Here is a 12,868-nt window from a genome sequence, read left to right as displayed (position 1 = left end):
TCACCTCCCGACAGCGGTGGCATCGCCGTGCCTGGACGACGAATACGACCGCGGAACCGCGAGTGAAGCGGAGGCATCGTCGGTTTCCGACGAAATGGCCGACGACGCCCCATCCGGAGAGCCAACCACGCGGCTCATGCAGAATCCGAGCGCGCACATGGCGACGCAGGGCAGCACGCTCACCAGCAGTGGTGCAACGCCGACGGCGACCAGCCAACTCCAGTTGAGGGCCGCGCCAAGGCCAAGCACGAGGATGCCCAGCAGAACAAGCCGTCCCCGCCGGCCTCGCAGCGAGCACGGAAGCCTGTGACCAAGCGGCTGCGATTGGGTACGAGATTGAACTTCGGCCGAAATGGGTGCTCTCATAAGATTTCTCCCCTTGCCGATCAGCGCCGACGGAAGCCGCCGCGGATCACGACTGACGCCCCAGGCAAGCACGGCGGCCAGTCGCGCGAATGCGACAGCCGGCATGCCAGGAGCAACCGACGACTCAAGGCGGATGTCGGCCCGCCCTCCGCCTTCGATGTTGCCTCCATGATGATTTCGGCCATGGCAATGACCTCCCGTCCGACCTCACTCCTCCGCATAGACGGAAGGGGCCTCGCCGTCCTTGGGCACGGTGTAGATCACGAACTTCTCGGTCTTGGTGCCGGCCATGCCGGGCGACCCCATCGGCATTCCTGGCAGGGTAATGCCGGCGATCGCGGGCCTCTCGGTGAGAAGCTTGCGGACGACGTTCACCGGCACGTGCCCGTCGACCACATAGCCGTCGATGAACATGGTGTGACAGCCCTGCATTCCCTCAGCCACGCCCGCCTTGCGGCTGATTTCGGCGAGGTCGTTGGTAGGCTTCACGTCGACGTTAAAGCCGTTTTCCCGAAGATAGGCGGCATAGCCCTCGCAGCAGCCGCATTGCGGGTTCTTGTAGAGCGTCGCCTGGAGGGGGTCGGCCAGTGCCGGGGTGGCGAAGACAACGAGAGCGGTGAGACTGGCGAAGCGGATGGTGCGGTTCATTTCGGTTCTCCTTGAGTAGCTCTGTTTGTTTCAGGCGACACGAAGCACGGTCATCAGCCCGGCCATCTGGTGGTCGATCACATGGCAGTGCAGCATCCAGTCGCCGGGATTGTCGGCAACGAAGGCGACTTCGACGACGTCCTTCGGTGCCATCAACACGGTGTCCTGCCATTGGCGATGCAGTACCGGCGTGCCGTTGCGGCTCAGCACCCTCAGGCTATGGCCATGGAAATGCATCGGGTGCCACCAGGCCGTATCGTTGCGCAACACCAGCATGATGCTGCGTCCACGCTGGAACGTAAGGGCAGGTTCCATGCCCGCATGGCCGTCGCCCGTCATCGACATGCCGTTGATCGTCCATGACGGGCCACCGGCCATACCCTTCATGGTGCCGTGCATCATCCCCCCACCCATCATGCCGCCGGTTCCGGTCATCATACCGCTCATCATGCCGCCCTGGATGGTCAGATCCTGTCGCAGTGCTGCAGCAAGGTCTGGCTCCGGCAAAGGGTTGCGCGGCAGGTCAAGCGGAGCATCGAGCGGATGCTCGCGGACGGGACGTCTCTCCTCATAGGCGAGCTGCGTCAGTTGGTACGACAGCCCCTCGTAGAAATCGTCGATGACGCCGTAGCGCCGCCCTGGCTCTGCCTGCATGTCGAGCATAACGTCGACACGCATGGCCGGGCCGAGCAGGATGCGGCCGCGCTCCGGCTCGTGCGCATCGCACGGCTGTCCGTCGATCGCCACGATTACAGGCCGGTGCCCTTCGAAACGCAGCGCCATGATCCGCGCGAGGGATCCGTTGACGAGACGCAGGCGGACGCGTTCGCCGGCGCGGACCGCTTCTGCCTCAGAAACCCGGCCATTGAGCGTGACGGTATTGCCGACCCGCCCGGACATCCCCGCCTCCATGCGATTGCCGAAGCCGGCGGCTATCCCACCTTCCTCGTTCAGCCGCCAATCGGTTACGAACCAGAGAAGATCGCGATCGACGGCGGCGGCTTCGCGTTCCTCGACGATCACGGCCCCGGCAAGACCGCGCCCGAGCTGCTCCAGGCTGTTCGCATGCGGGTGGTACCAGAAGGTCCCGGCGTCGGGCGGGGTGAACGTGTAAACGAAGGTCTCGCCAGGCTTGATGGGCGGCTGTGTGAGGCCGGGCACACCGTCCATGGCGTTGGGCAGCCTTATGCCGTGCCAATGGACGGTCGTGTCCTGGTCGAGGCGGTTCTCGACCAGCAGGCGAGCGGGCTCGCCCTGGCGGAGCCGCACGAGCGAGCCGGGCACAGTGCCATTGTAGGCCCAGACATCCGTCTCGGGCTGATTTGCACCGACAAGCCGTGCGCGGGCTGGTGCTGCGACAATCCGGTAACCGTCGGACGATGCAGCCCGTGCCGGGAACGGCGGCAACGCCGTCGCGAACAGAAGGCCCGCTCCGGTCTGGAGCAGGCTCCGACGCGATACGAGGCCGTTGGACTCTCTATTCACGTTCGATCCTTCCAATCATCGAGGATGATGGAACGCGTGGACCTTCAATGCGCACGCGTTCGCTTGTCCGGCTCGGTCGCTTGGGTCGCGATAGCCGGAAATCAGCCGATGTCGGAGGTTCGTGGTGGATCGGGATCGGGCAGCAACGCCCTGCCACTGAGGAGCAGACTGCCGGCCGCGAAGGAAGCCACCTTCTCCCCGATCGGCAGGAGCACCGCGATTGGCAGCGGCGCGACTACGGGAGCGGCGCAAACATTGCCGCAAGCCATCGCCTTCATGCTGCCGTCAGGAGACGGCTCAGGACAATCCTGGCAGTCGCCGTGGTCGGGCATGGCCATGTCGGATATCGTCGCCATCCTGGTCGCCATCCTGGCGGCCATGCCGCTCGCATGGGCGACCGACAGGCTCATCCCCGCGGCGACGAAGACCGCGAGGAGCGAGGTGACAAGCTGTCGGACCGACCAAAGTTTCATCAAGAAAAGAATTACGCCGAACTGCGCCAAAAACAAGCCGCGTCAGCCTCTGTCCGCATTCGGTCGCTCGCTGGGGTGATGGTAGATTACGTCTCGAAATGCTACTCTCACGTGTTCATTTTCCGAAAGACAGGAGGAGAACATGGAACATGTTCAAACGCGGACTGAAATCGATCGGCGGTCAGTACTGATCTTCGGTGCGGCGGGCGTTGCCGCGATCTTCGGAGGAGTTTCGCCCGCACTGTCGGACGAGGTGAAAGTGGAGGAACTTGCTCCGGGGGTAACGTTGAAAACGTTCAAAGAGGCCGCACCTGTAGCGCCGATTCCCGGTTTCTCGAAAGCGCTGCTGATGGAAATCACCTTCCAGCCCGGATCAAAATTCGGCCCTGACACATCGAAGACCGTCGATATCTGCGAAATACAGGGTGCGCCCCTCTATGTGGAAATTGAAGGGAAGGAACCTTTCACGTTACAGCCCGGCGACATTTACTTCTGCCCGGTCGGAAACGTAGAAACCGACACGAACAAGAGCGACAAACCCAGTACCATGCGGATTATTGAACTGGTACCCGCCTGATCAAATCGCCCCGACGGGGCCGCGGCTCTATGATCGCCACGGCCCCGGTTGGAACCAGCATGGCGTCCAATGGTCATCCCGCTTTAGTTTCAGCGGAAGAACAGATACTTGATCAGGGCCGAAATCACGAGCGCGATCACAAGCAGCGCGAGGATTCCGACGCCGCCCATACCCCACATCATGCCGCCGCCCATCATATCGTTCATCATGGCATTCTCCCTTCATTCGGCAGCCTCCTTCAGGGCGGCCTGCTCGACCTCAGTTGCGACCGACGGGACGGCTGCTGCAGCCGGCAGCCGCCATCCCTTGACCAGCCCGTAGATCGCCGGGATCACCGCCAGCGTCAGGATCGTCGACGAGATCATGCCGCCGATCATCGGCACGGCGATGCGCTGCATGATTTCCGAGCCGGCGCCCGTGCTCCACAGGATCGGCACAAGGCCCGCCATGATCGCGACGACGGTCATCATCTTCGGCCGTACGCGTTCGACCGCCCCGACCATGATCGCCTGGTGAAGATCGGTTCTCGTCAGGTCCCGATTTTCGGCTTGGCAGGCAGACCGCCGCTCTTTCCAGGCCTGGTCGAGGTAGATGAGCATGATCACCCCGGTCTCGGCCGCGACTCCGGCGAGCGCGATGAAGCCGACGACGACCGCCACGGAGGCGTTGAAGCCGAGCCACCACATCAGCCAGATGCCGCCGACGAGCGCGAACGGCAGCGACAGCATGACGATCAGTGTCTCGGCGAGCGCCTTGAAGTTCAGGTAGAGCAGCAGGAAGATCAACGCGAGCGTCAGCGGAACGACGATCGCCAGCCGTGCTTTCGCCCGTTCGAGATATTCGTACTGGCCGCTCCAGGCGACCGAATATCCGGGCGGTAGCTTGACGCTATCGGCGACCGCCTGCTGTGCTTGCCCGACATAGCCGCCCAGATCGCGTCCGGCGATGTCGACGAAGACGTAGACCGCCAGTTGCCCATTCTCGGTTCGGATCGTCGTCGCGCCCCGCGTCAGCTTCACCTCGGCGACCTCGCCGAGAGGGACTGTTCCACCGCCCGGCAGCGCCACTTGGACGTCGCGGGCGATCGACTGCGGATCGCTTCGCCAGGCGCGCGGATAACGCACCGCTACCCCGTAGCGTTCGCGGCCTTCCACGGTCGAGGTGACCACCTCGGAGCCGAGCGCCGTGCCGATGACCTCCTGGACGTCGTCGATGCTCAGGCCGTAACGCCCGAGCGCGATGCGGTCCGCAACGATGTCGAGATAGTATCCGCCGATCACCCGCTCGGCATAGGCGCTCGATGTGCCGGGGATCGTCTTCAGGACGGTTTCGACATCGCGGGCGATCCGCTCCATCTCCTTGAGGTCGGTGCCGTAGACCTTGACGCCGACCGGCGTCCTGATCCCGGTCGAGAGCATGTCGATGCGCGCGCGGATCGGCATCGTCCATGCATTCGAGACCCCTGGGAACTGCAGCGCCTTGTCCATCTCCTGCTTGAGGCTGTCGATCGTCACGCCCGGCCGCCATTCGGACTTCGGCTTCAGGGTGATGATGGTCTCGAACATCTCCGTCGGTGCCGGATCGGTCGCGGTCAGCGCCCTGCCCGCCTTGCCGAATACCGTCTCCACTTCCGGGAAGGATTTGATGATCCGGTCCTGCGTCTGCATCAACTCGGCCGCCTTGGTCACCGACAGACCCGGCAACGTCGTTGGCATGTACATCAGCGTGCCTTCGTTCAGGCTCGGCATGAACTCGCTGCCGATCTGCCGCGCAGGCCATACCGTCACGGCCAGGGCGACCACGGCCAGAAGGATCGTAGCCGTCTTCGCCCGGAGCACGCCGGATATGACCGGGCGGTAAATCCAGATCAGTAAGCGATTGAGCGGGTTTCTGTGCTCCGGGACGATGTGGCCGCGGACGAAGACAACCATAAGCGCCGGGACCAGCGTGATCGACAGCAGCGCGGCCGCCGCCATGGCAAAAGTCTTGGTGAAGGCAAGCGGCCCGAACAGGCGGCCCTCCTGCGATTCCAGTGTGAAGATCGGCAGGAACGAAACGGTGATGATCAGCAGGCTGAAGAACAGCGCAGGCCCGACCTCGCTCGCGGCCTTGATCAGGACCTCGGTGCGGGACTTGTCGGGCGGCGCGCGTTCGAGGTGCTTGTGGGCGTTCTCGATCATGACGATCGCGGCGTCAATCATCGCGCCGATCGCGATGGCGATGCCGCCGAGACTCATGATGTTCGCCCCGATTCCCAATGCGCGCATCGCGATGAACGATATCAGGATGCCGATCGGCAACATGATGATCGCGACAAGAGCGCTGCGCACATGGAGAAGGAAGGCGATGGTCACCAGCGCAACGACGATCGACTCCTCGACCAGCGTTCCCTTCAGCGTCTCAATCGCGGCATTGATCAGTTCGGAGCGGTCATAGACGGGGAGGATTTCCGTTCCGGCGGGCAAGCTATCCTTGATCGCAGCGAGGCTCTTCTTGGCGTTGTCGATGACGGTCAGGGCGTTCGCGCCGAAGCGCTGCAGCACGATGCCGCTCGCGACCTCGCCCTCGCCGTTCAGTTCGGTGATGCCGCGCCGCTCGTCGGGTACGATCTCCACCCGGGCGACATCGCCGAGGCGGAGCGGCGTGCCCCCCTCGGTCACCAACACGATGTTTTCGATGTCCTTGATGCCCCGGAGGTATCCTCTGCCGCGGACCATGAACTCGAACTCGGAGATTTCGACGGTCCGCCCGCCCACATCGCGGTTGCTGGCACGCACCGCGTCGGCGATCCGCCTGAGCGTGACGTTCTGGGCCTTCAGCCGCACGGGATCGACGACGACGGAATACTGCTTCACGAAGCCGCCGACGCTTGCTACCTCGGCGACGCCTTCGGATTTGGAAGCCGCGAAGCGGACCACCCAATCCTGAAGCGACCGCAGCTCCGCGAGCGACAGTTCCTTGGCGACGAGCGCATACTGGTAGACCCAGCCGACGCCGGTCGCATCCGGCCCGAGGCTCGGCGAAACGCCGTCGGGGAGACGACTCGAGGCGGCGTTCAGGTATTCGAGCACGCGGCTGCGCGCCCAGTAGGGATCGGTGCCGTCCTCGAAGATCACGTAGACGAAGGATACGCCGAAGAAAGAAAAACCACGAACGACCCTCGAGCGCGGCACCGTCAGCATCGACGTCGTCAACGGATAGGTGACCTGATCCTCGACGACCTGCGGGGCTTGCCCCGGATAGTCGGTGAAGACGATCACTTGCACATCCGAAAGGTCGGGGATCGCATCGAGGGGTAGCGTGCGCAGGGAATAGACGCCCGCAGCGATGGCCAGCGCCGCCGCGATGACGACAAGAACGAGGTTGCGAGCCGACCAGGCGATGACGTTGGCGATCATGGCTTTGCCTCGCTGGTGGCGAGCGCATTCAGCGCCGCGTTGAGGTTGCTTTCGGCGTCGAGCAGGAAGTTCGCCGAAACCACGATCCTGTCACCCGCATCGATCCCGCTGCGAATTTCGGTCTGTTCTTCGCCCCGGATGCCCAGCGACACGTTCCTCGGCTCGAACCGCCCCTCGCCCTTGTCGACGAACACCAACTGGCGGTCGCCCGTGTCGATTATGGCGCTGTTGGGAATGGCAACGACCGCCTCGGCCCCATCCGTGGCGATGTCGACCTCGGCATAGGTGTTGGCGAGCAGCAGGCCTTCGGCGTTCGCAAGCTCGATGCGAACCTTGGCGGTCCGGGTTTGCATCTGCACTTCCGGATAGATCAGGTCGACGATGCCCTTGAAGGTCCTGCCAGGCAGGTTCCGGAGCGTCACCGTCGCCGCCGCGCCCTGCCGGATGGACGCGGCATCGTACTCCGGGACATCCGCGATCACCCAGATCCGCGACGTGTCGGCGATGCGGAACAGGACATCGCCTGCCTCGGCCATCATTCCGGTCGTCGCGCTGCGCTCCAGCACCACTCCATTGCTCGGCGACAGATAGGCAATGCTCCGTGGCACCGCCCTGGTCTTGGCAATGGCTCTGATCGTTTCGTCCGCGACGCCGAGGTTGCGCAGTTGCAGCGCCGCTCCAACGTTGGCGTTCGCCTTGCCGCCACTCAGGAGTTCGGTGGCGTACTCGGCTCCGGCTCTCGCTATGTCCTTCGAGTAGAAATGGAAGAGATCGTCACCCTTCCGTACACGGTCGCCGGTCGTGACATTCGCGACGTCGTCGATGAAGGCGTCCGCCCGCATCGAGACGATCCGGATCAGGCGCTCGTCGAAGGCGATTGTGCCCGGTACGCGCGCCTCGCGGGCGATCACGCTGCGCTCCGCGGTGGCGGTCTTCACGCCCGTGCGCTGCAGCTTGCCCAGGGAGACCTTCACGATCGAACTGTCTTCCTCGTCACCGTCGTAGACGGGAATGTAGTCCATGCCCATGGAATCCTTCTTCGGCACCTTCGAGGTGTCCGGCAGGCCCATCGGGTTCCGGTAGTACTGTATCTTCCGGCCGTCGCCGGACGAACCCGCATCCGCGTGGGTCGCGAACGCCTTTGTCGGCTCGAAGCTCACGTCTTCGCTTTGCCGCACGGCCCGGAAGGCCCGCCCGTCCGATGTCGATTTCGCTGTGGCGGAATAGTCCGGCGTTCCGTCCGGGTGCTGGTAGTAGATGATCTCGCCCGTCGCAACAGGCCCGTGACTGACGGTCTCCCCGAGCGCGGACCCGGAGAGAAATGCGTTGAGTTCCGGGGCAAGGCCACGCGTGCCAGCCACGTACCCTCCCCCGCCTGATATGGCGAGGGAGCTGACGAGGAGCAGGAATTTGGACGTATTCACGGCGTCGCCTGCAAAACGAGTTCGCCCTGGACGGTGTCGGTCTCGCCCTGGACCTTGGCCGCCAGCTTGAAGCGCCAGCCACCTTCCATGCTCAGGTTCGTCCTGAACGTGTATACCCCTGGTTCGGGCGACGACAGCGGCTCGACGGGCGTGGTCATGGCCTCCATGCCTTCCGGAGCCATGTCCATCCGCGTCGTGAAGATGACGGCGTCGGGCACGGGTCTTTCCGTCCTCTTGTCGATGAGGCGGACTGCGACAGTCGCTTCGGGGCCTTGGGAGACCTGTGTCTCGACGAGCTGGAACTCGTAATCCGTTGCGGCTGCAAAGGATGTGGTCGTTGCGGCCAGCACAATGGCCAGGGAGCCGAGGATTGCTCTCGGCGAAAGATAATTTGCGGTCATGGAAAATCTCACCCAGGACGGGCACGTCGGGCCCCGCCCTTCAAAAACAGCGATGATCGAGCGGACGCGTCCCCGCATAAGGGAAGCGCCGATCCGGTTACTCGGAGGGAGATCAGGCCTTGGGAGGTCGCGCCGGCGGTTCGACGAGGGCCGAGGGCAGATGGCTTTCCTGAAGGAGATCATGCGACAGGCCATGCCATGCAAGATTGACCTGCCAGCCGTCGCTTTTCGGCTCATGCACCAGGATGCTTGAGGAGCAGATCAACGCTAATGGGCATGCGCTCGCGCAGTCGCTCTTCTGAACGGGTTTCTCTTCTGGACAGCAAGACATGTCGTCGGGATTGTCCATGCCGGGCATGGCCGCCATCTGCATTTCGCTGGAACGCGCCATTGCACTGGCGGCCACGCCGACGCTCACCGGACCGAACACGATCCCGAGCAATGCGAGCGAAAGCAGCAAACGCCGGAGGGCAACGAACAACATGCGTATATGCTTGCATAGGCAAAGTCCGATTGGAAGTCGGTCACGGAAAGTTGCGACGGACGGACGCAGTGGGTCAACAGGTTGTCCAATGAAGATCCTTCTCGAAAAGGACCATTTCTGGTCACGAGAGAACTACGATGAGCCTTGCCTCGTCTTGAACGCTTCGATGAACTCGGCAACGATCGCCTTTATCAATCGTCCGGTAATCCTGTCCTTCTGCCAGAGCGCGGTCATCTCGACCAGCGACGGCGTTTTGTGGTTCCGGAGCTAGCGGACTAAAAGGAGTCGCGCGAGCGCGAGCGCCTGTCCTTCGTCAAGCACGCGCGGGAACTAGGTCTGACCATCGAGGCCATCCGGGAACTCATTGACCGCAGCCGCCATCCGGAGAAGCCGTGTGCCGAGGCCGACCGCATCGCCGCCGAACAGCTACAGGCGGTCCGCGGCAAGATCGCCCGGCTGACGAAGCTGGAAACGGAACTGGAGCGCATCGCCACACATTGCCATGGTAGCCAGGTTCGCGCCTGCTATGTCATCCAGGCGCTGGCAAACCACAACCTCTGCGAGGCCGATCACGCCTGACCTGCGACGCGGCGCGGTGGCGTGGTGCGGGCTAGAAAGGCCTTGAACGCCTCGAGCGTCTCCGCGCTGGCATGATGCTCCATTCCTTCGGCGTCAATGCGCGCCGTTTCGGGCGACACCCCGATGGAGCATAGGAACGATTCAACGATATGGTGCCGCTCGCGGCAAAGCTCCGCGAGCTTGCGCCCGGCCTCCGTTAGGAAAATGCCCCGATAGCGACGCTGCTGGATATATCCCTCGGTTATCAGCCTTTTCAGCATTTTGGCGACTGTCGGCTGAGCAACCCCCAGGCGCTGGGCGATGTCGACCTGGCGGGCTTCTCCACCATCCTCGATGAGATCGGCGATGAGTTCGACATAGTCTTCGACGAGTTCGGTACGGCGATTGTTCCGCGTCTGGCGGAAGCTCTCGACCTGCGCGTCGGCATTGATCAGGCTCGATTCCACCTCGGGCCCGATTTTCTCATGCTTCGACAATCCAGTGTTCCTCGTATGAAATTGCTACGTCTATGAGATAGTATAGCCTGGGCTATTTTTCAATCCGGAACCGAACATTCATTGCGCGCGAGAACGACAGCGGCGCTTAGCATATCCATCAAATTATAGCACTTGCTATAATCCACCTCCTATGCTCTATTTCTTGTCAATCGCTAATTGGGAGCGGAGCCGACATGTTGAGATGGGCGCAGGCGGCATTGAGCAGACGGAGCTTGCTGTTGGGCGGCGGCGCGGCGACCATCGGGGCGACCGCGATCTGCTCGACCAACACGATGGCTCAGGAAAACCACGGCAACCATACAACGGCAGCCACCGCGCAGAGCTCCGCCGCGGCGCCATCCCATCAGTCCGGGCACGGGGCGATGATTACCGTCGGGACGGTGGACAACGAACGCAACGGCTTCCATCCTTCAAGCATCCTGACGGACTGGTACACCGGCACGTTGACCGATCTTCCAGACGGACGAAAGCTCCGGACCTTCGAGATCACCGCCGAGGACAGGGAGATCGAGATCGCGCCCGGCGTGATGTTTCCCGCCTGGACCTACAATGGCCGCGTGCCAGGCCCGGCGCTCCGCGCCACCGAGGGCGAGCGGCTGAGGATAGTCTTCAGGAACTACGCGTCGCATCCCCATTCGATGCACTTCCACGGGATCCACTCGGCGCGCATGGACGGTGTGCCTGGAGCGGGCTTGATCGGACCCGGTGAGGAATTCGTGTACGAGTTCGATGCCAAGCCGTTCGGCTGCCACCTCTACCACTGTCACGCCCTTCCGCTCGCACGCCACATTCACAAGGGCATGTACGGCCTCTTCGTCATCGACCCCGACCCGGCTCGCCACCCTGACAATGCCGAGGTAGCGAAGTCCCGCCTCTTCGGCTCGCCGGAAAACGCCGAATGGCAGGAACTGGCGATGATCATGAATGCGTTCGACACCAATTTCGATGGCGAGAACGAGTTCTATGCCTGCAACACGATCGCGCACTGCTACGCCAAGGAACCGATCAGGATCGAAAAGCACCGTAAGGTTCGCATCTACCTGGTGAATGTCACCGAGTTCGATCCGGTCAACTCGTTCCATCTCCATGGCAACTTCTTCAACTATTTCGACCAGGGAACGACGCTCACGCCGACGCTGCGCATGGTCGATCTTGTCATGCAGTGCCAGGCGCAGCGCGGCATCCTCGAGTTTTCCTACGGCGAGCACGAAGCCGGGCTTTACATGTTCCACGCCCACCAGTCCGAATTCACCGAACTCGGCTGGATGGGCATGTTCGATGTTGTGGAGACGCTGTCATGAACGAAAATCCCCGCAACCTCCGCCCGGTCTCCACCGTCGCTTCGAGTGGGGCACAACATCTCCTTTGGCTCGCCTTACCGCTGATCGTGCTGGTCGCCGCGGCGGCCTGGCTGCTGCAGAGCAATCTTCTGAGCGGCTTTAACAACGGCGCTCCGCCTGTCGAGAACCTGACGATCGAGCGAACCGTGCTCGACGAGAACGGCCTGAGGCTCAAGGTGCGCGGCGGCGGATCGGAACCGATGACGATCGCGCAGGTGCAGGTCGACGCCGCCTACTGGCAGTTCACTCAGGAACCCGCCGGAACGATCCCGCGCGGCGACACTGCCTGGGTTGCGATCCCATTCCCGTGGGTTCTCGGTGAGGCGCACAATGTCACATTCGTCACCAACACCGGTGCGACTTTCGAACATGAAATTCCGGTGGCCGTCCCTACGCCGAAGGTCAGCGGAAAGGCCCTTGTTTCCCAAGCATTGCTCGGAGCCTTCGTCGGAATCCTGCCAGTGGCGGTCGGTCTGCTGTGCTATCCGGCGCTGCGCGGCGCGGGCCGCAACACCATGACGTTCCTGCTGGCGATGACCGTCGGTCTGCTCGCCTTCCTGTTCGTCGACACCATCCAGGAAGCGTTGGAATTCGCGGCTGAGTCGGCGGCGATTTTCCAGGGCAGCGTGATGGTGATCCTGACAGTAGTGGGCAGCTTCCTGATGCTCGTCGCGATCGGCCGCCGCCAGGGTTCACCGACCGGTCTTGCGCTTGCGACCTATATCGCCCTCGGCATCGGGCTGCACAATTTCGGCGAAGGTCTGGCCATCGGTGCGGCGTTTGCGGCGGGCGCGGCGGGGCTCGGGACGTTCCTGGTGCTCGGCTTCACGCTTCACAACATCACCGAGGGGATCGGTATCGCCGCCCCCATGCTGAAAGTCGGCCCGAAGCTCGTTCATTTTCTCGGCCTGACGTTGCTCGCCGGCGGCCCCGCGGTGTTCGGGATCTGGCTCGGAAGCCTCGCCGTCGCGCCGCATTGGACCGCAATTGCCCTGGCGATCGGCGCTGGTGCTATCGCGCAGGTCATACTGGAAGTTACGGGCCTGCTTGCCCGGAGCGACAGCGACCGGGCCAGCTACACTCAGGTTCTGACACCTGCAGCTTTGAGCGGCATCGCGGCCGGGCTGGCGTTCATGTACGCGACCGCCATGCTCGTCAAGATCTGACGCCATCGCCAACAGATGTACCTGCGAGAG

At 62.9% G+C, this 12,868-nt stretch carries 13 protein-coding genes and 1 pseudogene; 5 read left to right on the top strand and 9 right to left on the bottom strand.

Translation table 11 applies throughout. The annotated features are described in order from the left end of the window. The 4 genes from BC363_RS35390 to BC363_RS09460 form a co-directional block, all read right to left on the bottom strand. On the bottom strand, positions 1-366 hold the full coding sequence (locus BC363_RS35390; RefSeq protein WP_141690266.1) for a hypothetical protein: 366 nt from the start codon (positions 364-366) through the stop codon (positions 1-3). A 207-nt stretch (positions 367-573) separates the two neighbouring features. Further along, positions 574-1,014 (bottom strand): DUF411 domain-containing protein, encoded by a 441-nt coding sequence (locus BC363_RS09470; RefSeq protein WP_065781924.1) that lies wholly within the window; start codon positions 1,012-1,014, stop codon positions 574-576. A 30-nt stretch (positions 1,015-1,044) separates the two neighbouring features. After that, complete coding sequence (locus BC363_RS09465) at positions 1,045-2,499, bottom strand: multicopper oxidase family protein (protein WP_065782132.1); 1,455 nt, start codon at positions 2,497-2,499, stop codon at positions 1,045-1,047. A gap of 101 nt (positions 2,500-2,600) precedes the next feature. After that, the gene (locus tag BC363_RS09460) at positions 2,601-3,008 is read right to left on the bottom strand and encodes a hypothetical protein (RefSeq protein WP_244519826.1); all 408 of its coding nucleotides are present in this window, start codon (positions 3,006-3,008) and stop codon (positions 2,601-2,603) included. A 106-nt stretch (positions 3,009-3,114) separates the two neighbouring features. Between BC363_RS09460 and BC363_RS09455 the strand changes: the two genes are divergently transcribed. Beyond that, positions 3,115-3,549, top strand: coding sequence for a hypothetical protein (locus BC363_RS09455; protein WP_065781925.1), 435 nt, complete (start codon positions 3,115-3,117; stop codon positions 3,547-3,549). Positions 3,550-3,770: 221 nt separating this feature from the next. Here BC363_RS09455 and BC363_RS09450 read toward each other — a convergent pair whose 3' ends face one another. The 4 genes from BC363_RS09450 to BC363_RS09435 form a co-directional block, all read right to left on the bottom strand. After that, positions 3,771-6,947: a CusA/CzcA family heavy metal efflux RND transporter gene (locus BC363_RS09450; protein ID WP_065781929.1), complete on the bottom strand. Its 3,177-nt coding sequence runs from the start codon at positions 6,945-6,947 to the stop codon at positions 3,771-3,773. Further along, positions 6,944-8,371: an efflux RND transporter periplasmic adaptor subunit gene (locus BC363_RS09445; RefSeq protein WP_065781931.1), complete on the bottom strand. Its 1,428-nt coding sequence runs from the start codon at positions 8,369-8,371 to the stop codon at positions 6,944-6,946. The genes BC363_RS09450 and BC363_RS09445 overlap by 4 nt, the downstream gene beginning before the upstream one ends. Further along, on the bottom strand, positions 8,368-8,772 hold the full coding sequence (locus BC363_RS09440) for a FixH family protein (protein WP_065781933.1): 405 nt from the start codon (positions 8,770-8,772) through the stop codon (positions 8,368-8,370). The genes BC363_RS09445 and BC363_RS09440 overlap by 4 nt, the downstream gene beginning before the upstream one ends. A gap of 112 nt (positions 8,773-8,884) precedes the next feature. After that, complete coding sequence (locus tag BC363_RS09435) at positions 8,885-9,256, bottom strand: hypothetical protein (protein WP_244519825.1); 372 nt, start codon at positions 9,254-9,256, stop codon at positions 8,885-8,887. 88 nt (positions 9,257-9,344) lie between these two features. On the opposite strand from BC363_RS09435, the gene BC363_RS35080 reads away from it, so the two are divergent. After that, positions 9,345-9,527, top strand: a complete 183-nt coding sequence (locus BC363_RS35080) for a hypothetical protein (protein WP_065781937.1) — start codon at positions 9,345-9,347, stop codon at positions 9,525-9,527. A 20-nt stretch (positions 9,528-9,547) separates the two neighbouring features. Next, positions 9,548-9,835 (top strand): annotated as a pseudogene (locus BC363_RS33395) (MerR family DNA-binding protein); the annotation flags it as partial. On the opposite strand, the gene mntR reads toward BC363_RS33395, so the two are convergent. Then, positions 9,826-10,311 (bottom strand): manganese-binding transcriptional regulator MntR, encoded by a 486-nt coding sequence (gene mntR / locus BC363_RS09425; protein ID WP_065781939.1) that lies wholly within the window; start codon positions 10,309-10,311, stop codon positions 9,826-9,828. The pseudogene BC363_RS33395 and the gene mntR overlap by 10 nt on opposite strands. A gap of 194 nt (positions 10,312-10,505) precedes the next feature. Here mntR and BC363_RS09420 point away from each other — a divergent pair, with 194 nt between their 5' ends. Both BC363_RS09420 and BC363_RS09415 read left to right on the top strand, forming a co-directional pair. After that, complete coding sequence (locus tag BC363_RS09420) at positions 10,506-11,633, top strand: multicopper oxidase domain-containing protein (RefSeq protein WP_141690264.1); 1,128 nt, start codon at positions 10,506-10,508, stop codon at positions 11,631-11,633. Then, positions 11,630-12,838 (top strand): metal transporter, encoded by a 1,209-nt coding sequence (locus tag BC363_RS09415; RefSeq protein ID WP_065781946.1) that lies wholly within the window; start codon positions 11,630-11,632, stop codon positions 12,836-12,838. Before BC363_RS09420 ends, BC363_RS09415 begins: the two co-directional genes overlap by 4 nt. The last annotated feature ends 30 nt before the right edge of the window (positions 12,839-12,868 follow it).

This window comes from Ensifer sp. LC384, from assembly GCF_001695865.1.
Taxonomy (GTDB): Bacteria; Pseudomonadota; Alphaproteobacteria; order Rhizobiales; family Rhizobiaceae; genus Ensifer.
The sequence above is the reverse complement of the archived record's forward strand: the minus strand, read 5'-3'. Positions and strand labels throughout refer to the sequence as shown.